This is a genomic window from Agromyces hippuratus, from assembly GCF_013410355.1.
Classification (GTDB): domain Bacteria; phylum Actinomycetota; class Actinomycetes; order Actinomycetales; family Microbacteriaceae; genus Agromyces; species Agromyces hippuratus.
Genome location: NZ_JACCFI010000001.1, coordinates 2,661,214 through 2,686,729, shown reverse-complemented (window position 1 = coordinate 2,686,729; position 25,516 = coordinate 2,661,214). Strand labels below are relative to the sequence as shown.

27 protein-coding genes and 3 tRNA genes are annotated in these 25,516 nt (G+C 69.0%); 17 read left to right on the top strand and 13 right to left on the bottom strand.

All coding sequences use genetic code 11. The features are described from left to right. The first annotated feature begins 32 nt into the window (after positions 1–32). Positions 33–578 (top strand): YbaK/EbsC family protein, encoded by a 546-nt coding sequence (locus tag BJY17_RS12580; RefSeq protein WP_179551642.1) that lies wholly within the window; start codon positions 33–35, stop codon positions 576–578. Between the two features lie 26 nt (positions 579–604). Here the strand turns inward: BJY17_RS12580 and BJY17_RS12575 are convergent, their stop codons facing one another. Then, a complete protein-coding gene (locus BJY17_RS12575; protein WP_179551641.1) occupies positions 605–835 on the bottom strand; it encodes a hypothetical protein in 231 nt (76 codons plus the stop codon). Between the two features lie 83 nt (positions 836–918). Between BJY17_RS12575 and BJY17_RS12570 the strand changes: the two genes are divergently transcribed. The 3 genes from BJY17_RS12570 to BJY17_RS12560 all read left to right on the top strand — a co-directional run bounded on the left by BJY17_RS12570 (position 919) and on the right by BJY17_RS12560 (position 4,721). After that, positions 919–1,581: a pentapeptide repeat-containing protein gene (locus BJY17_RS12570; RefSeq protein WP_179551640.1), complete on the top strand. Its 663-nt coding sequence runs from the start codon at positions 919–921 to the stop codon at positions 1,579–1,581. A 127-nt stretch (positions 1,582–1,708) separates the two neighbouring features. After that, positions 1,709–4,144: a glycoside hydrolase family 5 protein gene (locus BJY17_RS12565; protein ID WP_179551639.1), complete on the top strand. Its 2,436-nt coding sequence runs from the start codon at positions 1,709–1,711 to the stop codon at positions 4,142–4,144. A gap of 10 nt (positions 4,145–4,154) precedes the next feature. Next, complete coding sequence (locus BJY17_RS12560; RefSeq protein ID WP_179551638.1) at positions 4,155–4,721, top strand: RNA polymerase sigma factor; 567 nt, start codon at positions 4,155–4,157, stop codon at positions 4,719–4,721. A gap of 68 nt (positions 4,722–4,789) precedes the next feature. On the opposite strand, the gene BJY17_RS12555 is transcribed toward BJY17_RS12560, so the two are convergent. Both BJY17_RS12555 and BJY17_RS12550 read right to left on the bottom strand, forming a co-directional pair. Further along, positions 4,790–5,170, bottom strand: a complete 381-nt coding sequence (locus BJY17_RS12555; RefSeq protein ID WP_179551637.1) for a YybH family protein — start codon at positions 5,168–5,170, stop codon at positions 4,790–4,792. Positions 5,171–5,304: 134 nt separating this feature from the next. Then, positions 5,305–5,391: transfer RNA gene (locus BJY17_RS12550), tRNA-Leu, on the bottom strand. A gap of 314 nt (positions 5,392–5,705) precedes the next feature. On the opposite strand from BJY17_RS12550, the gene BJY17_RS12545 reads away from it, so the two are divergent. The 9 genes from BJY17_RS12545 (at position 5,706) to pknB (ending at position 17,907) form a co-directional block, all read left to right on the top strand. Beyond that, positions 5,706–6,497: an HAD family hydrolase gene (locus tag BJY17_RS12545; protein WP_179551636.1), complete on the top strand. Its 792-nt coding sequence runs from the start codon at positions 5,706–5,708 to the stop codon at positions 6,495–6,497. Beyond that, complete coding sequence (locus BJY17_RS12540) at positions 6,494–9,004, top strand: glycoside hydrolase family 65 protein (protein ID WP_179551635.1); 2,511 nt, start codon at positions 6,494–6,496, stop codon at positions 9,002–9,004. The genes BJY17_RS12545 and BJY17_RS12540 overlap by 4 nt, the downstream gene beginning before the upstream one ends. Positions 9,005–9,101: 97 nt before the next feature. Continuing rightward, positions 9,102–9,851 carry an FhaA domain-containing protein gene (locus BJY17_RS12535; RefSeq protein ID WP_179551634.1) on the top strand — a complete coding sequence of 250 codons (750 nt, stop codon included), beginning with the start codon at positions 9,102–9,104 and terminating at the stop codon, positions 9,849–9,851. Continuing rightward, on the top strand, positions 9,848–10,414 hold the full coding sequence (locus BJY17_RS12530; RefSeq protein ID WP_179551633.1) for an FHA domain-containing protein FhaB/FipA: 567 nt from the start codon (positions 9,848–9,850) through the stop codon (positions 10,412–10,414). The genes BJY17_RS12535 and BJY17_RS12530 overlap by 4 nt, the downstream gene beginning before the upstream one ends. A 2-nt stretch (positions 10,415–10,416) precedes the next feature. Then, positions 10,417–11,649: a PP2C family protein-serine/threonine phosphatase gene (locus tag BJY17_RS12525; protein WP_179551632.1), complete on the top strand. Its 1,233-nt coding sequence runs from the start codon at positions 10,417–10,419 to the stop codon at positions 11,647–11,649. Between the two features lie 55 nt (positions 11,650–11,704). Beyond that, positions 11,705–13,039 (top strand): FtsW/RodA/SpoVE family cell cycle protein, encoded by a 1,335-nt coding sequence (locus BJY17_RS12520; protein ID WP_179552865.1) that lies wholly within the window; start codon positions 11,705–11,707, stop codon positions 13,037–13,039. After that, the gene (locus BJY17_RS12515; protein ID WP_179551631.1) at positions 13,036–14,490 is read left to right on the top strand and encodes a peptidoglycan D,D-transpeptidase FtsI family protein; all 1,455 of its coding nucleotides are present in this window, start codon (positions 13,036–13,038) and stop codon (positions 14,488–14,490) included. Before BJY17_RS12520 ends, BJY17_RS12515 begins: the two co-directional genes overlap by 4 nt. Then, positions 14,487–16,172 carry a protein kinase domain-containing protein gene (locus BJY17_RS12510; protein WP_179551630.1) on the top strand — a complete coding sequence of 562 codons (1,686 nt, stop codon included), beginning with the start codon at positions 14,487–14,489 and terminating at the stop codon, positions 16,170–16,172. Before BJY17_RS12515 ends, BJY17_RS12510 begins: the two co-directional genes overlap by 4 nt. Positions 16,173–16,212: 40 nt before the next feature. Continuing rightward, positions 16,213–17,907: a Stk1 family PASTA domain-containing Ser/Thr kinase gene (pknB, locus tag BJY17_RS12505; RefSeq protein WP_179551629.1), complete on the top strand. Its 1,695-nt coding sequence runs from the start codon at positions 16,213–16,215 to the stop codon at positions 17,905–17,907. Positions 17,908–17,972: 65 nt separating this feature from the next. On the opposite strand, the gene BJY17_RS12500 is transcribed toward pknB, so the two are convergent. From BJY17_RS12500 to BJY17_RS12490, 3 genes are read right to left on the bottom strand one after another with little or no spacing between them, the layout of a single operon-like run. Then, positions 17,973–18,629, bottom strand: a complete 657-nt coding sequence (locus BJY17_RS12500) for an anthranilate synthase component II (RefSeq protein WP_179551628.1) — start codon at positions 18,627–18,629, stop codon at positions 17,973–17,975. Between the two features lie 6 nt (positions 18,630–18,635). Continuing rightward, complete coding sequence (locus BJY17_RS12495; RefSeq protein WP_179551627.1) at positions 18,636–18,791, bottom strand: hypothetical protein; 156 nt, start codon at positions 18,789–18,791, stop codon at positions 18,636–18,638. Between the two features lie 3 nt (positions 18,792–18,794). Continuing rightward, positions 18,795–19,586 (bottom strand): class E sortase, encoded by a 792-nt coding sequence (locus tag BJY17_RS12490; protein WP_179551626.1) that lies wholly within the window; start codon positions 19,584–19,586, stop codon positions 18,795–18,797. Positions 19,587–19,658: 72 nt separating this feature from the next. Here BJY17_RS12490 and BJY17_RS12485 point away from each other — a divergent pair, with 72 nt between their 5' ends. Continuing rightward, positions 19,659–19,898, top strand: coding sequence for a cell division protein CrgA (locus tag BJY17_RS12485; protein WP_074260473.1), 240 nt, complete (start codon positions 19,659–19,661; stop codon positions 19,896–19,898). 209 nt (positions 19,899–20,107) lie between these two features. Here BJY17_RS12485 and BJY17_RS12480 read toward each other — a convergent pair whose 3' ends face one another. Both BJY17_RS12480 and BJY17_RS12475 read right to left on the bottom strand, forming a co-directional pair. After that, positions 20,108–20,815, bottom strand: a complete 708-nt coding sequence (locus BJY17_RS12480) for a rhomboid family intramembrane serine protease (protein ID WP_246303726.1) — start codon at positions 20,813–20,815, stop codon at positions 20,108–20,110. Between the two features lie 151 nt (positions 20,816–20,966). Next, complete coding sequence (locus BJY17_RS12475) at positions 20,967–21,506, bottom strand: peptidylprolyl isomerase (RefSeq protein ID WP_179551624.1); 540 nt, start codon at positions 21,504–21,506, stop codon at positions 20,967–20,969. 119 nt (positions 21,507–21,625) lie between these two features. On the opposite strand from BJY17_RS12475, the gene BJY17_RS12470 reads away from it, so the two are divergent. After that, positions 21,626–22,144, top strand: coding sequence for a hypothetical protein (locus tag BJY17_RS12470; RefSeq protein ID WP_179551623.1), 519 nt, complete (start codon positions 21,626–21,628; stop codon positions 22,142–22,144). A 615-nt stretch (positions 22,145–22,759) separates the two neighbouring features. Beyond that, positions 22,760–23,011 carry a hypothetical protein gene (locus tag BJY17_RS12465; RefSeq protein ID WP_179551622.1) on the top strand — a complete coding sequence of 84 codons (252 nt, stop codon included), beginning with the start codon at positions 22,760–22,762 and terminating at the stop codon, positions 23,009–23,011. Between the two features lie 200 nt (positions 23,012–23,211). On the opposite strand, the gene BJY17_RS12460 is transcribed toward BJY17_RS12465, so the two are convergent. After that, complete coding sequence (locus tag BJY17_RS12460) at positions 23,212–23,661, bottom strand: NUDIX hydrolase (protein WP_179551621.1); 450 nt, start codon at positions 23,659–23,661, stop codon at positions 23,212–23,214. Between the two features lie 78 nt (positions 23,662–23,739). On the opposite strand from BJY17_RS12460, the gene BJY17_RS12455 reads away from it, so the two are divergent. Beyond that, complete coding sequence (locus tag BJY17_RS12455; protein WP_179551620.1) at positions 23,740–24,141, top strand: DUF1801 domain-containing protein; 402 nt, start codon at positions 23,740–23,742, stop codon at positions 24,139–24,141. A 218-nt stretch (positions 24,142–24,359) separates the two neighbouring features. On the opposite strand, the gene BJY17_RS12450 is transcribed toward BJY17_RS12455, so the two are convergent. From BJY17_RS12450 to BJY17_RS12435, 4 genes are all read right to left on the bottom strand, one after another. Beyond that, positions 24,360–24,533: a hypothetical protein gene (locus BJY17_RS12450; protein WP_179551619.1), complete on the bottom strand. Its 174-nt coding sequence runs from the start codon at positions 24,531–24,533 to the stop codon at positions 24,360–24,362. A 315-nt stretch (positions 24,534–24,848) separates the two neighbouring features. Then, positions 24,849–24,921 (bottom strand) — tRNA-Ala (locus tag BJY17_RS12445). Between the two features lie 47 nt (positions 24,922–24,968). After that, a tRNA-Ile gene (locus tag BJY17_RS12440) sits at positions 24,969–25,042 on the bottom strand. 65 nt (positions 25,043–25,107) lie between these two features. Continuing rightward, a complete protein-coding gene (locus tag BJY17_RS12435; RefSeq protein ID WP_074260467.1) occupies positions 25,108–25,512 on the bottom strand; it encodes a DUF3566 domain-containing protein in 405 nt (134 codons plus the stop codon). Positions 25,513–25,516 lie beyond the last annotated feature (4 nt).

The window sequence follows — 25,516 nt, the reverse complement described above, 5'->3', positions numbered from 1 at the left end:
ATCCGCTCGGCGGCCGTCGTACGCTGCTCTCCATGCGCTTCGGAACGCTCGACTTCACACCCGCCGCCGACTCCCCCGCCCTGCTCGCCGCATCCACCGCTGCCGCGATCGGCGCGATGCAGGCAGCGGATGCCTCGGGCGTGCTGGTCGCCGCGATCGATCCGGGCCTCGCCGACACGGCCGCCTTCTGCGAGCACTACGAGATCGCGATGGGCGACGGGGCGAACTGCGTGATCGTGCAGGCCCGGCGCGGCGAGCGCACCTGGTTCGCGGCGTGCCTCGTGCGCGGCGCCGACCGGCACGACGTCAACGGCGCCGTGCGCCGGCACCTCGGCGCGCGCAAGCTCTCATTCGCCCCGATGGAGGCCGCGGTCGAACGCTCCGCCATGGAGTATGGCGGCATCACGCCGATCGGCCTGCCCGCCGACTGGCCGATCCTCGTCGACGAGTCGGTCGCCGCGCACGAGCGGCTGATCGTCGGCAGCGGCATCCGCGGTTCGAAGCTGCTGGTCACCGGCGCGCTGCTCGCGGGCCTGCCGAACGCCGAGGTGCTGCCGATCGCGCAGCCCGCCGCGTAGCCCCGGTCGGCTGCCGATCGGGCCGCTCAGCCGTGCGTCGCGGTGTCGCGCCGGCGTCGCCGCCGCGCGAGGAGCACCGTCGCCACCGAACCGCCGAACGCGACGAGGAGCGCCGCGATCGCGACGCCGAGGTATCGCCACTCGGATGCCTCGCTGTAGGGGAACGTGTCGGCCCAGTCGAGGCCGAGGCGCACGACGACCGCGCCGAGCACCCAGCTGAGCAGGATGCCGCCGATGACGATCAGACCGCGACGCATGCCTCAATCGTAGAAGCGGTGCTGTCGGCGCCGGGCGCTAGCCTCGATGCGGCCCGCGATCGGGGCCGCTGACGGAGGACACCATGCCGAACGACGCCCGACCCAAGCCGCCCCGCATCGACGAGATCGTGCTGATCGATCTCGTCGACGGCGAGATCGACGAACTGAACGCGGGCGACCGGGTCGAGGGGCGGCGCTACCGCGGCGGCGACCTCTCCGAACGCGACCTGACCGGGGCGGCGATCGGCGAGTGCGAGCTCGTCGGCGTGTTCGCCCACGACGCGCTCCTTCGCGGGGCGGTGCTCACCGAGAGCGCGATCGAACGACTCGAGGCCCCCGTGCTGCGCGCACCCCGTGCGACCCTTCGCGACGTGCTCGTCTCGGGCTCCCGCATCGGGTCGGTCGAGTTCTCCGACAACCGTTGGCAGTCGGTGCGCTTCGTCGGCTGCAAGCTCGGCTTCGTGAACCTGCGGGGATCGGAGGTCCGCGACATCCGCTTCACCGACTGCACCATCGAAGAGCTCGACCTCGGCAATGCCAAGGCCGAACGCGTCGCGTTCGAGCAGTGCGACGTGCGATCGCTCGACGTGACCGGCGCGAAGCTCACCGACGTCGATCTGCGGGGTCTCGACCTCGCTGCGATCGCCGGCATCGAGGGCTTGAAGGGCGCCACGATCGACGGCATGCAGGTCGCGCTGCTCGCGGCCACGCTCGCGAATCACCTGGGCATCCGCGTCGTGGACTGACCTGCCATCGGGCGGCGGTTCGCTTCGATGCGGTGTCGTGATCGAACGGCTCTTCCCCGGGCCGCCGTTGGGAGCTAGTGTTGGCCGAACTGGGTCAAGCGACCCAGTTGGAGACAGCGAGGTTCCCATGCACGACGCCCCCACGACGCAGCCGAACGATCAGGCGGATCGCTCGACCCCCGAGGCAGCGCCCGAGCGTCGCCCGGGCGTTCGTCGCCCGCTCGTCGCCGTCGCATCCATGCTCGTCCTGATCGTCATCCAGGCCGTCGCCGACCCCACCGGGTTGCTCGCACTGGTCGGCTGGTCGGGTGCGATTCCGCAGGCGAGCGCCGGCGTCTGGCCGTTCGCCCCGTACCTGGTCTTCGTGCCCGTGGTGCTCGGCGTCGTCTGGTGGGCCGCGGTTCGCGCGGGCGACCGGTTCTGGACGCTCACGGCCGGCGTCGTGCTCGCGGTGCTGCTCGCGCAGGCGGCGGCGTGCTTCGTCATGACGTGGGACCTCGCGGTCGCCGGCTGGGCGGCCGGCTTCGTGACGGCGAAAGCCGTGCCCGCGGCCCTCATCGTCGCCGCGATCGCGCGCTGGTTCGGCGGCCCGACGACGCGGCAGACGCTCGAACGCGGGTCGATCTGGCCGGCGGCCGTGCTGTTCGCCGCGGTCACGCCGCTCCTCGCGGGCCTGTGGTGGACGGGCGCCGTCTACGCCGACGGCATCCCGGTGGCACGGCCCGACCGCGGCATCCTCTCGATGCTCATCGCCGTGGTGCTGCTCGCCGGTGCGACCGCGCTCGCCCTGCGCTGGATGCGGGCGCGCGTGCCCGGCGTGCTCGGCGGCTGGCTCGCCGCCCTCGTCGCGGGCGGCCTCATCGGCATCGTGCAGGCGGTCGTCGCCCTGCTCGTCGACGGCGGCTTCGCCGGCGACATCTGGCCCCTGATGACGGCGTACGTGACGGTCGCCGACGGACTCGCCTTCGGCGCCTGCGCGGGCTGGATCGTCGGCGTGAGCGCCGTGGTCGTCGACCGGGTGCGCGCCCGGCGCGCCGCGTCGCGAGCCCCGCAGCTCGTCGTCGCGTCGATCGCCGTGGTCGCGATGGGCGCGGCGCTCCTGCTGCCCGGCGCCGACGCGGCCGGTGCGGCCGGTGCGGCCGGCGAGACGGCTCCTCCAGAGGGATTCCTCCGCGCCGAGGGCTCGATCATCACCGACGGCGCCGGCAACCAGGTGCTGCTTCGCGGTGCCAACGTCAACCAGCTCGTCGACTTCTACCAGCACCAGGCCGATGTGCCCGCGACCCGGCCGCTCACCGAAGACGACTACGCCGACATGGCGGAGTACGGCTTCAACGTCGTGCGCCTGAACCTCTCGTGGTCGGCCCTCGAACCCGAGCGCGGCACCCTCGACCCCGAGTACCTCTCGAAGATCGAGGATGCGGTCGGCTGGGGCGAGGAGCACGGCATCTACACCGTGCTCGACATGCACCAGGACGGCTGGTGGAACGGCCCGACCGAGGAGGGCACCGTCTGCCGCCCCGGCACCGAGGAGATGTGGGGCTACGACGGCGCCCCCGGGTGGGCGACGATCACCGATGACGCGCCGCGCTGCCAGTTCACCGGCCGCGACATCTCCCCCGCCGGCGACCGTGCGTTCCAGAACTTCTACTTCGACACCGACGGCGTGCAGACCGCGTTCGCCGAGACCTGGGGCAGGCTCGCAGCCGAATTCGCCGACGAGCCGATGGTCGCGGGCTTCGACCTCATCAACGAGCCCGGCTTCGGCGAGACCGCACCCGTCACGACCTCGCACCAGCTCGGCAGGCTCTACGACCGGGCGATCGACGAGATCCGTGAGGCCGGCGCCCCGCAGATCGTCTTCTTCGAACCGAGCATCCTGTGGTCGGGCCTCGGCTTCGACACCGGCCCCACCCCTGGCTTCACGAGCGACGACAACATCGTGTTCTCGCCGCACCTCTACGCCGAGTCGATCACGATGGACCGCGACCTCGGCATTCCGCCGATCGTGAGCATCGAGCGCCAGTTCGAGCTCGCACAGCGCGTCGCCGACATCTACGGCGTCCCGCTGTGGTCGGGCGAGTACGGCTACTGGGGCAGTGAAGCGAGCAACTGGGGCGAGGACACCGACTCGCTGTCACGCCTGAACCGCTACGCCGACACTGAAGACGAGCGCATGCTCGGCAGTGCATATTGGGTCTGGAAGCAGGCCTGCGGCGACCCGCAGAACGGCATCGGCCCGTACGGCAACGCGCTCATGATGCAGGAGTGCGAGACGGGCGGCGAAGCCCCGCCGAAGGCCGGCCTCCTCGAGATCCTGAGCCGCGCCTACCCGCAGTCGGCACCGGGCGTGCTCAGCTCGCTCGAGGCCGAGGGCGCCGTCGTCGACCTCACGGGAACGGCTGCCGAGCGCAGCTGCGACCTCGAGGTGTGGGTCCCCGGCACGGCCGAGCCCGACGTCGAGGTCACCGGCATCACGAAGGTCGAGACGACCGAGGTGCCGGGCGGATGGCTCGTGACGGGCTGCGCCGACGGCGAGTACACGCTGTCGACCGACGGCTAACCTCGGAGGCATGACCGAGCACGTTCCGAACGCGCGCGACGACGTGGGCGGCGCGAGGCGCGACGACGGACGTCGCGCCTCGCTCACCGCGATGATCGCCGCCGAGCCCGACCGGCTCCGACGGCGGAGCATCTCGCTCGGCGTCGCGCCCGACGATGCAGAGGATGTCGCGCAGACCGCGCTGCTCCGGGCCTGGCGATCGATCGAGCAGTTGCACGAGCCGGGCCCCGGGCAGATGTGCTCGTGGCTCGATGTCATCGCGCGGAACGCCGCGGCCGACCTCGCCCGCCAGCGGGCCCGCCGCCCGGTCGCGGCGCTCGACGCGGACCTGCCCGGTGATGCCTGCGTCGCCGACGACGTCGAGCTGCGCGTGATCCTCGACGGCGCGCTCGGCGCGATCCGAGCCCTTCCCGATTCGCTGCGCGAGCCGCTGCTCCTGAGCGTCGTCGACGAGCTCTCGGCTCCCGAGATCGCCGAACGGCTCGAGATCACGCCGGCCGCGGCGCGACAGCGCATCTCCCGTGCACGCAAGACGCTCGCCGAGTGCCGGGAATCCGGGATGTCGGAAGCGCGCTGACGGCGTTCCCCACGGCAGCAGGGCCGGCCCTGTTCCCCCAGCGGCCGGCCCTCCTGCAGTCATGGGGCTCAGGCGGTGCCGAACGGGTTGTCGACGGCGTAGCGCCATCCGTGCTGCTCGTCGTGCACGGCGACGTCGGCGGTGGTGCCCGCCAATGCGATCTCGGTGCCGTCGGGGCCGGTGCCCGTGATCGTCCAGTCGGCGATCGCCAGACCCGCGTCTCCGCTCTCGAACACGTGACGGACCGTCATCGTGATCGGGAGGTTCAGTCCGAGGAACTGCTCGAGCGCACCGCGCACGGCCTCCGCGCCCTGCACGGGATGCCCGGGCGCCGGCACGAACACGACATCGTCGACGTTGAGCGCCATCAGCCCGTCGAGGTCGCGCGCGTTGAACCGGTCGGCGAACGCGAGGTTGAGCTGGTCGAGTGCGGTGACGGGAGTCGCCATGCGGGCGTGCCTTTCTTCGTGAGGCCGCCCTGTTGCCGGCCTCTACAGAGAAAGACGCCGCCGAGCGCGAAGTGTGACACGCGCCCGCAAACGAAGACGGCCCGGGTCTCACTGAGACCCGGGCCGTTCGATCGTGGTGCGCGAGGGGGGACTTGAACCCCCACACCCTTGCGAGTACTGGCACCTGAAGCCAGCGCGTCTGCCAATTCCGCCACTCGCGCACGTGTGGTCGCACCTCAGTGCGTCCAACCACGAGAGACTAACATCTCGCGCCCTGCAAAGCCATTCGAGTGCAACGGATGCCTCCCGCCCGACACAACTGCGGATATACGATCGGGCGCGCCGGGCGAAATACCCGTGCCGCGGGGTGGCGGATCGTATATCCGCAGCTGTGTTCGTTCGGACCTCGACGCCGCCGCCCGCGCCTCCATGATTCCTCCGAGTCCGGTTCACACCTCGCGCTCGCCCGCCACCCGGGAATAGCATCGATCAGCGGGTTCCGTTGCCCCGACCGTCGCGACGAAAGGACCGCAGTTTGACGTTCCCCAGCGAGTCCACCCGGGCTCTCAGTGGCATCCGTGCCTATCTCTTCGATCTCGACGGCGTGCTGACGCCGACCGCGACCGTGCACATGCACGCGTGGGCGCGCCTCTTCACTCCGTTCCTCGAGCAGCACGGCGCCGCGCCGTACACCGAGGCCGACTACTTCTCGTACATCGACGGCAAGCCCCGCTACGACGGGGTTCGCAGCCTGCTCGAGAGCCGCGGCATCCGCGTGCCCGAGGGCGACGTGACCGACTCGCCGAGCGCCGACACCGTGCACGGCCTCGGCAACCGCAAGAACGAGGCCTTCAACGCGACCCTCGCTGAAGAAGGCGTCGCGGCGTACCCGGCGAGCGTCGCGTTCCTCGACGCGGTGCAGGCGAACGGATGCCACGTGGCCGTCGTCTCGAGCTCGAAGAACGCCCCCTCGGTGCTGGCGGCGGCCGGGATCGCCGATCGCTTCGAGGTCGTCGTCGACGGCGCGGTCGCCGCGCGCGACGGCATCCCCGGCAAGCCGGCCCCCGACACGTTCGAGCGCGCGGCCGAGCTGCTCGGCGTGCCGACCACCGAATGCGCCGTCGTCGAAGACGCCGAATCGGGCGTCATGGCCGGCGCGGCGGGCGACTTCGGCGTCGTCATCGGCGTCGACCGGGGCGTCGGGCGGTCGACGCTCGAAGCGCTCGGCGCCGACATCGTGGTCGACGAGCTCGACGAACTCATCCCCCTGCTTCCCGCGAACGCCGACACGATCGCGAACGACTCCCCCCGAGAGGACCGCGAATGAGGTTCGCCGACCACGATCCGCTGAACCGCACGCGCTTCCCCATCGACGAATGGGCGCTCGTCGAGACCGAGTTCGGTGAGGCCGACATGGGTCGCACCGAGACGATCTTCGCGGTCGGCAACGGCTACCTCGGCCTCCGCGGCAACGTCGAGGAGGGCCGCGACGGCCACATGCACGGCACCTTCGTGAACGGGTTCCACGAGACGTGGCCGATCCGCCACGCCGAAGAGGCGTTCGGCTTCGCCCGCGTCGGCCAGACGATCGTGAACGCCCCCGACGCGAAGGTCATCCGGCTCTACGTCGACGACGAGCCGCTCGTGCTCACCGTCGCCGAACTCCTCTCCTACGAGCGCCGACTCGACTTCCGGCTCGGCGCGCTCAGCCGGTCGATCGTCTGGCGCACGCCGTCGGGCAAGCGGGTGCTCATCACGAGCCGGCGCATGGTGAGCTTCACCGACCGTCACCTCGCGGTGCTCGACTACGAGGTCGAGCTGCTCGACGCCGACGCAGCCGTGACGATCTCGAGCCAGATCCTGAACCGTCAAGACGGCCGCGACGAGTACCGCTCGGGTGTGCCCGAGGCGACCGGCAGCTTCGACCCGCGCAAGGCCGAGATGTTCAACGAGCGCGTGCTGCAGCCGCGGGTGAAGCGGGCCGAGGGCGGGCGCTACATGCTCGGCTACCAGGCCACGAACTCGGGCATGACGATCGCGGTGGGCGCAGAGCACCAGATCGCGACCGAGAACCAGTTCAGCGAGTCGAGCTCGATCGGCGACGACCTCGCGAAGCACATCTACCGAGTGCACGCCAAGCAGGGCCAGCCGATCCGGGTGACGAAGACCATCAGCTACCACACGGCCCGCACCGTGCCCACGCGCGAGCTCGTCGACCGGTGCGACCGCACACTCGACCGCGCCGCCGAACTCGGCGTCGCCGAGCTGTTCGAGCAGCAGCGTTCGTGGCTCGACGACTTCTGGGCGCGGTCCGACGTCGAGATCGAGGGGCAGGCCGCGATCCAGCAGGCCACGCGGTGGAACCTCTTCCAGCTCGCCCAGGCGACGGCGCGCACCGACGGCGACGGCGTCGCCGCCAAGGGCGTCTCGGGGTCGGGCTACGGCGGCCACTACTTCTGGGACACCGAGGTGTACGTGATGCCGTTCCTCAGCTACACGGCACCGGTCGTGGCGCGCAACGTGCTGCGATTCCGGCAGCGGATGCTTCCTGCCGCCCGCGCCCGGGCGCTCGAGCTGAACCAGCACGGGGCCCTGTTCCCGTGGCGTACGATCAACGGTCAGGAGTCGAGCGCGTACTACGCGGCCGGCACCGCGCAGTACCACATCGACGCCGACATCTCCTATGCGCTGAACCAGTACGTCAGGGCCACGGGCGACCAGGACTTCCTCGGCCGCGGGGCGATCGACATCCTCGTCGAGACGGCGCGCATGTGGGAGGACCTCGGGTTCTGGCGCTCGAACGCCGACGACGTGTTCCACATCCACGGCGTCACCGGGCCCGACGAGTACACGACGGTCGTCAACGACAACCTCTACACGAACGTGATGGCGCGGGCGAACCTCGCCGCGGCGGCATCCTCCGTCGACGACCTGCAGGTGCAGGACCCGGCGGCCTACGACCGCCTCGTCGAGCGCCTCATGGTGACGCCGGCCGAGGTCGCGAGCTGGCGGCGTGCGGCAGCGCACATGCACATCCCGTTCGACGAGCAGCTCGGCATCCACCCGCAGGACAGCGCGTTCCTCCAGAAGGAGCTGTGGGACCTCGAGAACACGCCCGACGACCGGCGCCCCCTCCTGCTGCACTACCACCCGCTCGTCATCTACCGCTTCCAGGTGCTGAAGCAGGCCGACGTGGTGCTCGCCCTCTACCTGCAGGGCGATCGCTTCTCGACTGAGGCCAAACGCGCCAACTTCGAGTACTACGACCCGCTGACGACGGGCGACTCGACGCTGTCGGCGGTCGTGCAGTCGATCATCGCGGCCGAGGTCGGCTACCACGAACTCGCGATGCGGTACTTCCGCTCGGCGCTCTTCGTCGACCTCGCCGACCTGCACAACAACACGGCCGACGGCGTGCACGTCGCCTCGACCGGCGGCGTCTGGAGCGCGCTCGTCTCGGGATTCGGCGGCTTCCGCGACCACAACGGGGTCTTCGCGTTCGATCCGCGCCTGCCCGACGGCTGGCAGCGGCTGACGTTCCGCGTCACGCTCCGCGGCACGCGCCTGCGCGTGACCCTCGATCCCGAGTCGATCTCCTTCGCCGTCGAGGCCGGCGGCGAGGCACGGGTCAGGGTGCGCGGCGCCGAGGTGGTCGTGACCGCGGAGTCGGATGTCTCGGTGCCGCTCGACGGCCAGGGTCCGCGCCTCTACGGAGCGCCGACGATGCGCGACGTGACCGGCTCGCGCCGTGCCGACGGAACCCTGCTCACGGCGTCGATCCCGACCCTGTCGCTCGACGTCGACGAAGCCGACTCGGCGATCCAGATCGACTGATCACGAGTGTTCCCAGCCCTTCGGGCTACCATGTCACAAGTCACGACGGCGTCGGTGAGAAACGACGACGTCGGTGCGAATCTGGAGCGGGAGACCTGTGGGCCTACTGGACAACTTCGAGAAAGGTCTCGAGCGCGCCGTCAACGGCGCGTTCGCGAAGACCTTTCGCTCGGGGCTGCAACCCGTCGAGATCACCTCTGCCCTGAAGCGGGAGATCGACACGAAGGCTGCAGTCGTCTCGCGCGACCGCGTGCTCGTGCCGAACAGCTTCGTCGTGCGCATGGCGCCCGACGACTACGCCCGCATGTCCGGCCTCGGGCCCGCGCTCGTCGACGAGCTCGTCGACCTCGTGCAGAAGCACGCCGCGAGTCAGCGCTTCCAGTTCGCGGGCGGCATCACCCTGTCGCTCGAACGTGACGAGAGCCTCGCCGTGGGCATGGTGCAGGTCGATTCGCAGAACGTGAAGGGCCAGGTCGCCTGGACCCCGGTGCTCGACGTGAACGGCAAGCGCTACCCGATCATGAAGGGGCGCACGGTCATCGGCCGCGGCAGCGAGGCGGATGTCACCCTCGACGACTCCGGCGCATCGCGCCGGCACGCCGAGGTGCAGTGGGACGGCAGCCGCGCGCGCGTGCGCGACCTCGGCTCGACGAACGGCACCCAGCTGAACGGCGCCCCGGTGAAGCACGCCATCCTCGAACCAGACTCGGTCATCGGCATCGGCCGTTCGCGCATCACGTTCCGGGTGCTCGCGCAGGCGTCGAACACGAACACGGGCTCCCGCGGCCGCCCCGACCCTGCCACCGAACGCCACGACATGGGCGGGTTCTGGGGGCCCGGCGAATGAGCGAACTCACCCTCCTCGTGCTCCAGCTCGGCTTCCTCGTGCTGCTCTGGGTGTTCATCTTCGCGATCGTCTACGCGCTGCGCAGCGACCTGTTCGGCCAGCGCGTGCGCAAGCTCCAGCCCGAGACCGCGGTGGCAGCTCCTGCGGCCGCCCCGGCTGCGGCATCCGCATTCCCGAGCGCCGCCCCGGTGGCGGCGGCCGCAGCGCCGACCGCCCCCGTCTCGCGCGCCGCGACGACCGGCGGCTCGAACGGCGAGCTCGCCTCGAGTGAGAACGCCACGCGACTCGTCATCACGAGCGGCGCGAAGAACGGCGCCGAGTTCCCGCTCGGCCACGACGAGATCACGATCGGGCGCTCGAGCGACTCGGCCATCATCATCCGCGACGACTACACGTCGACGCACCATGCGCGCCTCATGCAGTGGAACGGCCGCTGGATGCTGCAGGACCTCGATTCGACCAACGGCACCTTCCTCAACGGCTCCCGAGTGACCGTGCCCACCCCGATCCCGCTCGGAGCCACCGTGAAGGTCGGAGCGACGACGTTCGAGCTGCGGCGGTAGCCATGGCGAACATCAAGGCGAGCGCTGCGGTCTCGCACGTCGGACGGATCCGCTCGAACAACCAGGACTCCGGGTACGCCGGGCGCCGGCTGTTCGTGGTGGCCGACGGCATGGGCGGGCACGCGGGCGGCGACGTCGCGAGCGCGATCGCCACGCGGCGCATCGCCGAGGCCGACCTCGACTACGACAACACGACCGAGGCCTCCGCCTCCCTCGAGGGCGCCCTGATCGCGGCCAACCGGCAACTCGCCGCCACCGTCGCCGATCACTCCGAACTGACCGGCATGGGCACGACGGTGAGCGCCGTGCTGCTCGTCGGCGACCGCATCGTCATCTCGCACATCGGCGACTCGCGCATCTACCTGCTGCGTTCGGGTGAGCTCAGCCAGATCTCGACCGACCACACCTTCGTGCAGCGTCTCGTCGATGCCGGCCGCATCACCGCCGAAGAGGCCATGGTGCACCCCCGGCGTTCGGTGCTCATGCGAGTGCTCGGCGACGTCGAGGCCTCACCCGAGATCGACGCCCTGGTGCTCGACACCCGCGACGGCGACCGCTGGATGCTCTGCTCCGACGGCCTCTCGGGTGTCGCCTCCTTCGACGACATCCACGACATCATGTCGGCCGACGCCGGCGCCAAGCAGGTCGCCGATCGACTCGTCAAGGCCTCCCTCGACGGCGGCGCCCCCGACAACGTCACCGTCGTGATCCTCGACATCGGCGAACCGCCGGCACCCGACACCCCGCCGCTGATCGTCGGGTCTGCGGCGGCCCCGCCGGCGTTCGGCCAGTCGGCCGAGCCGGTGCGGCCCCGCGGCATCCGTCTCACTCCGTTCCGTCCCCACCCGGTGCAGGAGACGCACTTCGAGCCCGACTCCGAGGACTTCTTCGACGAGATCATCGAGGAGGACGCCCGCCGCCGCCGACGACGACGCTGGGTGTGGAGCTTCTGGATCGTGCTGCTGATCGGCGCCATCGTGGCGGCCTTCACGCTGGGCTACCAGTGGACGCAGACCCGCTTCTACGTCGGCGAATCGAACGGCAGGGTCGCGATCTACCAGGGCATCCAGCAGAACCTCGGGCCGATCTCGCTGCACGAGCTGGACACCGAGACCGACCTCGACGTCGCCGAACTGCGCACCTACGACCAGCAGCGGGTCCAGCAGACGATCAGCGCGGGCTCGTACGCCGAGGCGTACCGCATCGTGCAGAGGCTGGAGGAATCCGTTGAGTGACCTCCAATCGGCGGTGCCCACCGCCACTCCGCCAGAGGGCGTCCGTCGCATCCGGATGCCGCAGAAGCTGCGCAACCTCGAGTTCTGGCTGCTGCTCGTGGCGTGCTTCATCAACGCCTCGGCGATCGTGCTCGTACAGCTCGGGGCGCTCGGTCACGTCGACACGCAGCTCGTGCTGCTCGGCGCCGGCCTGTCGCTCCTCGTCTTCGGGCTGCACATCGCGATGCGCTTCGTGGCGCGCGACGCCGACCCGTTCCTGCTGCCGATCGCAACGGTACTGAACGGCCTCGGCATCGCCATGATCTACCGCATCGACATCGCATACGGCGATGTCGGCTGGGAGAGCGCCGCGGTGCGCCAGATCGCGTGGAGCGCGATCGCGATCATCTGCGCGATCGCGACGATCCTCGTGATCCGCAACCACCGCGTGCTCTTCCGCTACACCTACCTCGCCGGGCTCGTCGCCATCGTGCTGCTCATCCTGCCGCTCGTGCCGGGCATCGGCCAGGAGCGCGGCGGCGCCCAGGTGTGGATCGGCATCGGCGACATCGCGACCTTCCAGCCCGGTGAGATCGCGAAGATCGCGCTGGCCGTCTTCTTCGCCGGCTACCTCGTGCGCAACCGCGACTCGCTGTCGATGGTGGGCACGAAGTTCCTCGGCATGCAGTTCCCGCGGGCGCGCGACCTCGGCCCGCTCCTCATCGTGTGGGCCCTGTCGATGGCCGTCATCGTGTTCCAGCGCGACCTCGGCACCGCGCTGCTCTACTTCGGGCTCTTCCTCGTCATGCTCTACGTCGCGACGAGCCGGCTCTCGTGGGTCGTGCTCGGGCTGAGCCTCTTCATCGGCGGCGCCATCATCGCGAGCCAGACCCTCGACTACGTCGGCAACCGATTCGCCAACTGGCTCGACCCGTTCAGCCCCGATCGATTCGATGCCGAGATCGGCGGCAGCTACCAGCTCGTGCAGGGACTCTTCGGGCTCGCGAACGGCGGCCTCATCGGCACCGGCTGGGGGCAGGGCCGACCCGACCTCACCCCGGTTCCGCAGAGCGACTACATCATCGCGAGCCTCGGCGAAGAGCTCGGCCTCGCGGGCATCTTCGCGATCCTCGCCCTCTACCTGCTCTTCGTGGCGCGCGGCTTCCGCATCGGCTTCGCCGGTCAGGACGACTTCGGCAAGCTGCTCGGGGTCGGGCTCGCGTTCGTCGTGGCGCTCCAGGTCTTCATCGTCGTCGGGGGCGTCACGCGGGTCATCCCGCTGACCGGACTCACGACGCCGTTCCTCGCCGCCGGCGGTTCCTCGCTCGTGGCCAACTGGATCATCGTCGCGCTGCTGCTGCGGCTCTCCGACACGGTCCGCAACCATCCGAGGCTGGTGATCGACGGATGAACCGCGAACTCAAGCGCGTCTCCATCGTCGCGTTCCTCATGTTCCTGACCCTGCTCGTCTCGTCGACGATCATCCAGTACGTGCGAGCCGACGCCCTCAACGCCGACGCCCGCAACTCCCGCACGCTCTACGAGAGCTACTCGATCGAGCGCGGCCCGATCCTCGTCGGCGGGGAGCCGATCGCGTACTCGGAACCCTCCGCCGACGACTACAAGTTCCAGCGCATCTACTCGAACGGGCCCCTGTACGCGCCCGTCACCGGCTACCTCCCCGTCAACGGTGAGGCGACCGGCCTCGAGCGCTCGGTCAACGAGTACCTCAGCGGCCAGTCGTCGAGCCAGTTCTTCGACTCGATCAACCGCCTGATCTCCGGGCAGGACCCGATGGGCGCCTCCGTCGAGGTCGCGATCGACGAGGTCGCGCAGCAGGCCGCTTGGGACGCGCTCGGCGACTACACCGGGGCGGTGATCGTCACCGAGCCGTCGACCGGTCGCATCCTCGCGATGGTCACGAAGCCCACGTACGACCCGAACGCGCTGGCGGTGCACGACTCGGCGGCGGTCACCGCCACCTACGAGGGGCTGCTCGCCGACCCGGCCGACCCGCTGTTCAACCGTGCGACGGGCGGCGACATGAACCCGCCCGGTTCGGTGTTCAAGCTCGTCACCGTCGCTGCGGCCCTCGAGTCGGGCAAGTACACGCCCGAGAGCCAGCTGCCGAACCCGAGCTCGTTCACGCTGCCGGGCACCGACTCCGTCGTGCGCAACACCGAGGGCGGCGACTGCGGCGGCGGCGAGACCGTCAGCATCGCGACCGCCCTCCGGCTCTCGTGCAACATCCCGTTCGCCGAACTCGGCATCGAGCTCGGCGACGCCGCGATCCGCGAGCAGGCCGAGAAGTTCGGGTTCAACACCGAGTTCCTGATCCCGACGGCCACCGAGGCGAGCGTGTACCCGCGTGCACTCGACGACGCGCAGACGGCTCTGACCGCGTTCGGTCAGTACGAGGTGCGTGCGACGCCCATGCAGATGGCGATGGTGTCGGCCGCGATCGCCAACGGCGGCATCGTGATGAACCCGAACCTGGTCGACCAGATCACGGCGCCCGACTTCACTCCGCTGCAGGAGTTCGAAGCCGAGGAGTTCGGCCGCGCGATCAGCGAGGAGACGGCGAACACGATGGTCGGCATGATGGTCAACGGCGTCGAGAACGGGGCCGCGAGTAATGCAAGAATAGACGGCGTCAGCGTGGCCGGTAAAACGGGTACAGCGGAGAACGGAGAGAGTGACCCCTACACTCTCTGGTTCACCGGTTTTGCCCCCGCCGACAATCCTCAGTATGCAATCACGGTACTCGTTGAGGATGGCGGGGGACTTGGTCAGGAAGGGTACGGCAATCTCATCGCCGCTCCCATCGCAAAGCAGGTACTAGAGGCGGTGCTGAACAAATGAGACCGAGCGCAGGGCTCACCTTCGGAGGGCGCTACGAACTGCAGTCCCGCATCGCGATCGGCGGGATGGGCGAGGTGTGGCAGGCCACAGACCTCGTCATCGGTCGCCAGGTCGCGATCAAGATCCTGAAAGACGAGTACCTGGGCGACCCGGGCTTCCTCGAGCGCTTCCGCGCCGAGGCCCGTCACGCCGCGCTCGTCAACCACGAGGGCATCGCCAACGTGTTCGACTACGGCGAGGAGGACGGCAGCGCCTACCTCGTCATGGAGCTCGTGCCCGGCGAGGCCCTGTCGACGATCCTCGAGCGGGAGCACGTGCTCTCGACCGACAAGGTGCTCGACATCGTCGCGCAGACGGCCGCAGCGCTGCAGGCCGCGCACGCTGCGGGTCTCGTGCACCGCGACATCAAGCCCGGCAACCTGCTCATCACGCCCGACGGCCGCGTCAAGATCACCGACTTCGGCATCGCGCGCATCGCCGACCAGGTGCCGCTGACGGCCACCGGCCAGGTCATGGGCACCGTGCAGTACCTCTCGCCCGAGCAGGCGTCGGGTCACCCGGCGTCGCCGACCACCGACATCTACTCGCTCGGCATCGTCGCCTACGAGGCACTCGCCGGCCGCCGCCCGTTCACGGGCGAGTCGCAGGTCGCGATCGCAATGGCGCAGATCAACGAGACGCCGCCCGACCTGCCGGTCACGGTCTCCGAGCCGGTGCGCAACCTGGTCTACGGATGCATCGCGAAGAACCCGGCCGACCGGCCGCAGTCCGCCGCGCATCTCGCGCGTGCCGCGACGGCGCTTCGCCGGGGCGACGTGCAGGCCGCAGCCGCCGCGGTGCCCGCGGTGCTCGGCGCCGCCGGTGCCACCGCCGCGACGATGCTCATGCCCACGGCCGGTGCCACCGCTGCCACGACGGTGCTGCCGTCGGCAGGCGCCGCGGGCGAAGACGAAGAACCCGTCGAAGAGAAGAAGCGCAGCCCCTGGACGTGGCCGCTCATCGTGCTGATCGCGCTCCTCGCGATCGTGCTGATCGGCACGATCATCGCGCTCGCACTGAACGGCGGCGGCAAGGAGCCGCCTGCGTCGTCCTCCACGAAGCCGCCGTCGACGACCGCGAGCACGCCGCCGTCGAGCCCACCGCCGTCGAGCGAGGCACCGACGACCGCCGAGGTCAACCGCGAAGACTATCTGGGCCTCACGGTCGACGAGGCGCGTGCGAAGCTCCAAGAGCTGGGCATGGTCGTCAACGCGGCCGAGGGCAACCCCGCCGTGAACGCCAACGAGGCCGGGCGTGTCTACGACGTGAACCCGACCGGCAACATGCAGGTGGGCTCAGAGGTCACGATCACCTACTACGGAGATCCCGAGACCCCGAGCGCTCCCTCATCGGCACCCCGCGTCGACCCGACTGAGATCCCTGCCGGCGGCAACCAGCCGTTCACGGTCTCGTGGGACACGCAGAGCTGCCCGAGTGGTCAGACGTTGTCGGGATACCAGGTGACGGTTCAGGGCACCGGGGCTCCGAAGGCGCAGCCGTCGGGCGCCGGGGCGACCGAGACCGTGCTCACCACGACCGCCGAGACGAGTGGTGAGCTCACGGTCACCTTCGTCTACTACTGCGGGTCCGTAGGCTCGCCGGCGTCACCGTCGACGACGGTGACCGTGCTCCCGGCCCCGTAGGCCGAGGCCGAGGATTTCGACGAGAGGAACAGGACCGCACGTGAACGATGAAGGACGGGTGCTCGCGGGGCGATACCGCATCGGCGCTCTCATCGGGCGCGGCGGCATGTCCGATGTCCACGTCGGCACCGACACCAGGTTGGGGCGTCAGGTCGCGATCAAGCTGCTGAAGCCGCAGCTCGCAACCGACCCCGCGTTCCGCATGCGGTTCCGTCAAGAGGCACAGTCGGCTGCCCGGATGGCGCACCCGACGATCGTTCGCGTCTTCGACGCCGGTGAGGAGACGATCGTCGACTCCGCCGGGCAGGAGGTGCAGCTTCCGTTCATCATCATGGAGTTCGTCGAAGGCCGCCTGCTGAAGGACATCATCCACGATGGTCCGCTCGAGGCGTCCGCGGCGGTTCGGGTCATCGACGGCGTGCTCACCGCGCTCGAGTACTCGCACCGTGCAGGCGTGGTGCACCGCGACATCAAGCCCGGCAACATCATGATCACGACCGCCGGTCAGGTGAAGGTCATGGACTTCGGCATCGCACGTGCCGTCTCCGACTCGTCGACGACCGTGGCGCAGACCACGGCGATCCTCGGCACCGCCTCGTACTTCTCGCCCGAGCAGGCGAAGGGCGAGACCGTCGACGCCCGCACCGACCTGTACTCCACGGGCGTGGTGCTGTTCGAGATGCTGACCGGTCGACCGCCGTTCCGCGGCGACACCCCGGTCGCAGTGGCCTACCAGCATGTCAGCGAGCGCCCGGTCAAGCCGAGCGTCGTCAACCCGAAGGTCTCGCCGGCGCTCGACTCGGTGGTGCTCCACGCCCTCGCGAAGAACCGCGATCAGCGCTATCAGACGGCCGCCGAGTTCCGCGCAGACGTCGACACCGCGGCCGCCGGTCAGGTGCCCGTGCACCGCGAGCCCGACCAGGCCACGATGCTCTTCGGCGCCCCGACCGGCTCGCTCTCGAGCTCCGAGCTCGCCCTGCGACAGCTGGCAGAAGACGAGACGATGACCAGAACCCAGCGCCGGCCGCCGGCGATCTGGATCTGGTCGGGCATCATCGGCGTCATCGTCATCGTGATCGCCGTCATGTACTGGGCCTTCAACCTGCAGCCGACCGCCGAGCTGCCGTCGAACGTCAAAGAGATCCCCGTGCTCACCGGGAGCACCTACGAAGAGGCCGTCGACATCCTGCAGGAGCTCGGGCTGCCCGCGACCCCCGTCGAGAAGACCGACGACACGGTGCCCGCGGGCCAGGTGATCGGCACCGACCCCCCTGCTCGCGAGATCGTCGACAACGGCACGGCCGTGACCGTGTTCGTCTCGACCGGCAAGCAGGCCGTGAACGTGCCCGACCTTCGGAACAAGACCCTCGAACAGGCGAAGGCCGACCTCGATGCCATCGGCCTCGTCGCGGGTGTCGAGACGAGGGAATCGTCGCCGACCGTTCCGGCCGACACCGTGCTCGGCACCTCGCCCGAGGCGGGCACTGCGGTCGAGGTCGGCTCGACCGTCGACTTCCGCATCTCGAGCGGCAACGTCACGCTCACCGACGTGACGGGTCAGACGCTCGAGGCGGCGACCTCCTATCTCGCGGCTGAGAACCTGCAGCTCACGGCCGTTCCCAAACCCGACAGCTCGTGCGCGGCGCAGCCCGGCTCACCGGTCACGCAGCAGTCGCTCCCGCCCGGTGACGTGCCGCAGCACTCCACGGTCGAGCTCACCTACTGCGCAGGCTGAGCCCGCGCAGTTGATCAGCGGGCGCAGCGAGCGTCTCGGACCCCGTATCGGTCCTGGTCGAGCCCTCAGCCGGCGGTAGCCCGCACGAGCGGGCTCAGGCCCACCGCCCGCTCACGAGCCTCGGGCATGCCCGCGACCGCCAGCCAGTTGCCGAGCATGCGATAGCCGCCCTCGGTCAGCACCGACTCGGGGTGGAACTGCACGCCGAAGATCGGGGCGCTCTCATGCCGCAGCCCCATGATGACGCCGCCCTGTGTGCGACTCGTCACGATGAGTTCGGCGGGCACCGTGTCGTCGACCACGGCGAGCGAGTGGTAGCGGGTCGCCGTGAACGGCTGCGGCACCCCGTCGTAGAAGTCGCTGCCGTCGTGCGTGATGAGCGAGGTCTTGCCGTGCATGAGCTCTTCGGCGTTCGTGACGACCGCCCCGAACGCCTCGGCGATCGCCTGGTGGCCGAGGCAGACGCCGAGGATCGGCTGCCCCGAGGCGAGGGCGGTCTCGACGATCGGGATCGACACACCGGCATCCGATGGCTTGCCCGGCCCCGGAGAGATCAGCACGGCGTCGTACGCGGCGATGCGTTCGGCGACCTCGGCGACCTCGAACGAGTCGTTGCGCACGACCTCGGTCTCGGCGCCGAGCTCTTGCAGGTACCCGTTCAGCGTGTAGACGAAGCTGTCGTAGTTGTCGACCACGAGCACCCGGGTCGGGGCGTTTTCCATGTCAGCTCACTCCACCGTGACGTTGATCGGATTCAGGATGCCGTCGACCCACGGGAACACCCACGTGAAGAGGGCGAACACGACGGCGGCGACGAGCAGCAGCATCAGGATGATGCGCAACCACACGGGGCCGGGCAGCACCCTCCAGAGTGCACCGTACATGTCTCAGCTCTCCCACTTCGCGACGATCGGCGCGATTTCGGCCGGGGCCCCGGCCGTACTCGGCTGCCACGACTCGAGCACGCCGTAGGCGATGATGCGCTCGGCGGTCGAGTACAACGGATTGCAGCTCGTGAGCGTGACGATGCGGTCGGTCGGTGCGAGATCGGGGTGATGCGGCACCGGGGCCAGCACGTCGACCGTCTCGGGCGTCACGTACTCGAAGTCGCGGAACCGGTAGGTGTACCAGCCGTCCTTCGTCTGGATGTAGATCGCATCGCCCAGCTGGAGCTGCTCGATCTCGTGCATGCCGCCGCCGTATGCGCTGCGGTGCGAGGCGATCGCGAAGTTGCCGACTTCGCCCGGCCTCTGCGTCTGCGGGTAGTGCCCGACGCCGAGGTCGAAGCTGTTGAGCACGTCGAGTCCGTAGCCCTCGGCGATGGTGCGCTGCGAATCCTCGCCGAAGCGGGGCACGTACATGACCGCGAACGCGTCGCCGTTGGCGTACTCGGTCGTGTCGACGACCGGATCGCCGTAGTCGGCCGGCGCGGGCGGCGGCGTGGCACCCTGGCTCGCGCGGGCCTGCTCGAGCCACTTGCTGCTCTGCTCAGAGGCCGCTGACGACTGCTGGCCGGCCATGATCGCGTCGTTCCACCAGAGCTGCCACCCGAGGAACAGGAGGATCAACGCCCCGGCGGTGAGCAGCAGCTCGCCCAGCACGCCGACGACGCTCACACGGGGGCGCCGGCCCTCCGCCGAGCGGCGTGCATGCCGCGTATCGGCCTGGGACTCGGACATGAGGGCGATTCTAGCCCGCGGAGCAGGGAACCGAATGTGTTCGCAGGCCTTCACTCGGCTAGAATCACCCGCATGGCACGTACGAAATCATCGAAGCCCGCGCGCGCAGAACAGGCGAGCGGCGAAGAGGCTCCGAACCCGGTGTGGTTCAAGCCCGTCATGTTCGGCTTCATGCTCGTCGGGCTGGCCTGGATCATCGTGTTCTACGTGAGCCAGGGTGCGTACCCGATCGCCAGCCTCGAATCGTGGAACATCCTGATCGGCTTCGGCATCGCCTTCATCGGCTTCCTCATGACCACCCGCTGGCGCTAGCCGGCGCGACGACCACGCAAGAGGGGCGGATGCTGCGGCATCCGCCCCTCTGCTGTTCGTGCCACCGGTGGCTGCACGTGCTGCATCGATGCACAGTTCTCCACAGGGTGTGGAGAACCGGAATGCCCCGTGTCCCCCGGAATGACGACAATTACACCGGTGTAACTCTCGCCAACTGTGGAGAGAGCTGTGGATAACCTCGAACGGCGTCAGGCGATCGGGAAGAGGAAGTAGCGCAGGCTCAGCAGCACGAGCACCGCGCCCACGGCGACCAGGAGCCAGACCTGCAGGCGCTGCTGCGACCGCTTGCGCGTCTCGACCAGGATGAAGCCGATGAGGGCGCCGGCGGCGAGTCCGCCGAGGTGCGCCTGCCAGGCCACGTTCATGCCGGGGATGAACCCGATGACGAGGTTGATGCCGAGCAGCACGAACAGCTGCGTCGACTGCCCGCCGAGGCGGCGTTGGATGACGAGGAACGCACCCATGAGTCCGAAGATGGCACCGGATGCCCCGACGACGGGCATGTTCGGCGGTGCGAGCCAGAGCACGCCCACCGAGCCGGCGAGGCCGGCCAGCAGGTAGAGCGTGAGGTAGCGCCACCTGCCGAGCAGGCCTTCGAGCAGCTGCCCGAAGATCCACAGGGTGTACATGTTGAGCAGCAGGTGCAGGATGCTGCCGTGCGCGAACACCGACGTCATCATGCGCCAGGGCTCGAGATAGCCCGGGTGCGAATAGAGACCCGCGTAGCGGATCGCCCCCGTGACGCCGAGGCCGGGGATCATCTGCAGCAGGTACACCGCCACGGAGATTCCGATGAGGGTATACGTGACCACGGGTGCACCACGGCCGGCGGCCGATCGCATGCGCGTCAGCACGGCCGGCTTGGTGCGCGGGGCGCTGGCGCGCTGCTCGCGCATGCACTCCGGGCAGATGACCCCGACGGGGGCCTGGGTCTGGCACTCGGGGCAGATCGTGCGTCCGCACCGCTGGCAGAGGATGTAGCTCTGCCGATCAGGATGGCGGTAGCAGAAGTTCGCCCGATCTGGCCCCGAGTCGCTCACCTGTCGGTCAGACCTGCTCGACGGTGACGCTCTCGATGACGATGTCCTCGAGCGGCTTGTCGCGACCATCGGTCGCCACGGCGGCGAGCTTGTCGACGACGGCCTGGCTCGCGGGGTCGGTCACCTTGCCGAAGATGGAGTGCTTGCCCTGCAGCCACGTGGTGGGGCCGACGGTGATGAAGAACTGCGAGCCGTTGGTTCCACGGCCCATCTGGATGCCGGCGTTGGCCATCGCGAGCACGTAGGGCTCGGTGAAGTCGAGCTCGGAGTTGATCTCGTCGTCGAACTGGTAGCCGGGGCCGCCGACGCCCTGTCCGAGCGGGTCGCCGCCCTGGATCATGAAGCCGGGGATGATGCGGTGGAAGATGACGCCGTCGTAGAGGGGCGCGGTGGACTTCTCACCGGTTGCGGGGTGGGTCCACTCGATCTCGCCCGTGGCGAGGCCGACGAAGTTCTTGACCGTCTTCGGGGCGTGGTCGCCGTAGAGGTCGACCTTGATCGGTCCGTGGTTGGTGTTGAGCGTCGCGACTGCGGTAGGAATCGGCATCCTCATATTCTGTCACGGGTGGATTCGTCAAGCGGCATGCCGTATTCGGACTCCCACCTCGCTTCCAGCCGTTTCGGTGGCAAGATGGAGTGGTTCGCTGCACATCGATGGAGGTCGAGATGAGCCTGTCACGCAAGCGCCGCAAGGAACTCAAGCGACTGCAGAGCAACGCTGGGGAACTCTGGGAGAACCAGCAGCACGTGCTCGAGCACGCCAATGCCGTCGCGCGCGAGGCCAGCCGGCAACTCGGTCACCTCACGCGCGAAGAGGTCGTGCCGCGGGTCCGCACCGGGTACGACAGTTATGTCCGCCCCAACGTGCAGCGGGCCGGTACCGTCGCGCGCGCCGCCGGCGACACGATGGAGCGAACGGTCGGCAACGCGCTCGGCTCCGTGCTCTCGATCGGCGACATCGCCAACGACGCCCGTGTGCGCCGCGCCCTCGAGCGCGTCTCGCCACGTGCCGCCGTCGTCGTCAAGGAGAAGAGCGGCCCCGGCTTCGGCACCTACCTCGCGATCGGCGCCGGCATCGTCGCCGCAGCAGGTGTGGCGTACGCCGTCTGGCAGACCTTCCGGGCCGACGACGAGCTCTGGGTCGCCGACGACGAGCCCACCACGGGCCCGAGCACCGCAGTCTGACCCGCACGAATTCCGATGGCCCCGCCTGATCCAGGCGGGGCCATCGTCGTCTCCGCGAGTGCTCTCGGTCAGTGCAGACCCTGATTCTCGACGAATCTGTGAAAACACCTTGCGGTTGGCGTGAGTATCCCGCTAGTCTCGAAAATCGTTGTTGAACTTGCAGAACAGAGAGGAGTTGATACCCATGATGAAGCACATCTTCACGCCAGCATTTACTGCGGCCCACACGGGAGTCCTCCTCGCGCCTCGGGCCTGCTAGTAGTTCACGCCGACGTCTCGCGCATTCGCGCCTGATCGTCCACTCCGCCCCTCGGGCGTGACCCAGCGGCTCCCGCCGCGCATCCCGTCCACGACCTCGTCGCGGGCCGCTCTCCACCGAGCGAGCGGATGCCTCGGCTCACGCCCCCCGGCCCGGAGACGCGCCCCGGCCTTCGCCATCGAGCGCCACGGCGCGCCCGAACGCCCGGAGAGCTCCGTGGAACCCGCCGTCGCGGCATCCGTCCACCGACCTCCGCAACCACGTCGGCCCGATCCCGTGATTGAACGATCTCGACCGGATCCGCCGCTGCTCCACCCGCACCACCACAACACACAACACACACCGAAGGAATCACCGTGAATACCAGCACCATCTCCGCCGGCCGCACCGCACAGGTGCAGACCGTCACGCTCCGCGCCGACGCGCGACAGCTCAGCGATCGCGTCGCACGTCGCGCCGCCCACGCGCTCCTCTCCTGGAGCCGTCGTCGCGACGAGCAGCGCACGCACTCGGCTACCGCCGAGCGCCGCAGGAACGAACACGCCGCAGCCCGCCTGCAGGCCGACGAGTTCCGGCGCATCACCCTGATCGCACAGCCGCTGATCTGAGCGACCATGCGCAACATCGACACCACGACACCAGCCAGGCCCCCGCAGGTCGGCATCGCGACAGACGCGACGATGCCGACCCGCGGGGAGCTCGGCCACCCGCGGCCGTGTCGCGAACGGTTCGGCCTCGACGGTCGGAACGTCGGCGACACGGCCGCGGGCGCGTCTCCTGTGCGCTCAGCTCGGTTCGGCGCCCGCTCCTACTCTCGACCCGCCGGCGGCACGCCATCGGCAGGCTCGGCCGCATTCAGCCGCAGTGCGATGTCGAGCAGGCTCACGCGCTTCAGGCGCGGCACCTCGTCGAGCGCGAACCAGCGCGCCTCGTCGCTGGAGCCGTCGACCTCGTTGCGGAGCTCACCGCCGACCACGCTCGCCCGATAGACGACGCGCATCGCATAGAGCGGTGCGGCCCCCGAGTGACGCTTCGACGTCGGCACCACCATGGTGTCGATGCCGAGCAGACGGTCGACGGATGCCTCGTAGCCCGTCTCCTCGAAGATCTCCCGCCGAGCCGCCACCACCGGGTGCTCGGCGCCCTCGATGCCGCCGCCGGGCAATGTCCAGCCGGAGCGGCCGTGCTCGTTCCAGTGCGAGAGCAGAATCCGACCCTCGCGGATGATGACCCCGTACGCAGCGATGCGGATGTCCATCAGCACACTGTAGCGGGGGCATCGACGAACTCGCCCGGCGCCGCTATGGTCGAGGCACCGAGCGAACGGAGCGTCACGATGACCGAGGCGTCGAAGCTGATCGCTGCGTCACCCGAAGTCGATCGGTATCTCGACGGTCTGCCGCCAGAGCTCGCGGGCACGCTCGCGCGACTCCGAGACGGCATCCGCGGCGTCGCGCCCGCCGGCACCGTCGAGAACATCAAGTGGAACGGCCCGAACTACGCGCTCGACGGCGTCGACCGAGTCACGGTCGGCACCGATCCACGCGGAAAGGTGCGCATCGTGATGCACCGGGGCGTGAAGATCGTCGATTCCGAGGGCTTCAGCTTCGACGACGACACCGGCCTCGTGCGCTGGGCGGCGGCCGACCGTGGAGTGATCGCTCTCGACCCGGCCGAGATCGACGCGCATCGCGACGAGATCGTCGCGCTCATCGAACGCTGGTTGCGGCTGGTGTGAGACGCGGCGATGAGCGCAGCGGGCACGTCACCTCAGTAGGCTCCTGGTGAATCCGCAGCGTGAGGAGTACTTCGTGATCCGACCGTTCGCGTTCACCGTGCTCGGCGATTGGTCGACGGCAACCTACATCGACGATGTTCGTGTGGGTCGCCTTCGCGGAACGACTGGTTGCGACCGGTGAGCGCCACGGTCCCGACAATTTCCAGCGCGCCACTGCGCTACTGGCCGGGCGCACGGATGAGTTCTGCACGCGCGCTCTCAAGGTCAACGAGGCTGCGCTCCTGCTCGGCTCGGACATGCGGGTGAATCTTGTCCGAGGAGATGATCCGTTCGGTCGCACCGATAGCAGCGCTGACCTGGGTCAGCACGAACGCGAGATCCGCGTCGTCCAATCGGAGAGCGAACGTCGCAGTCCGTGGCGGCCAGCCGGCTGGACCCTCCCCACGGAGCGGGTGCGTCGCATTCAGTGCCCACCCCCGGTTCGCGGAGGGACTCCGCGTGCGCGATGGCCTCGCCATCGCCGCCCGGCTGAAGCGCACTCGAGATGGCATTGTCGAGGACAGCGTCGATGACGAGCCACGCTCCAACAGACAGCATCGGATCGAGATTAGCAATACGCCCGAGCCCCGGGGTTGTCCGTTGGGCTCGAGAGATGAAGAACGCTGGAACTCCGCGGTCGTGCGCGAGATTCCGGCGTTCGGGAACTGTGGAGCCTAGGAGATTCGAACTCCTGACATCCTGCTTGCAAAGCAGGCGCTCTACCAACTGAGCTAAGGCCCCGAGCGAATGCCGAGGCATCCGTTTCGTTCATATTGAATTGTTCACAGTGGGGATACGAGGACTTGAACCTCGGACCTCTTCGTTATCAGCGAAGCGCTCTAACCGCCTGAGCTATATCCCCGAATTTCGGCCAGAGGAAAGACTACCGGACGCGGTGGAAATCTCCGAATCGGGCCGAGGGCGGCATCAGTTGTTGGTGAATCCGACGAGGATGCCGCCCGTGATCTTGACGCTCAGGTTGTAGAGCACGGCGATGATGGCGCCGAGCGCCGTCGTGACCACGAGGTTCAGGAGCGCCGCGACGACCGCGAATCCCATGACGTTGCCGAGGGACAGGATCGACGTGAGGTCGCCCCCGGTGCCCGCGACATCCTGCACGAGCTCGTTGATCTTGCCGAAGATGCCGGTCGAGTTCAGCACTGTGTAGATGAGGAAGGTGGCGACGATGCTGACGACCGCGAGGCAGACCGCGACGAGGAACGACAGCTTCACCGCCGACCAGAAGTCGATGTAGACCAGGCGAAGGCGCACCTGCTTGGCAGGGGTCTTCCGGTTGGACTTGCGGGCCAACTTCTCGGCGACGCTACTCATGTAG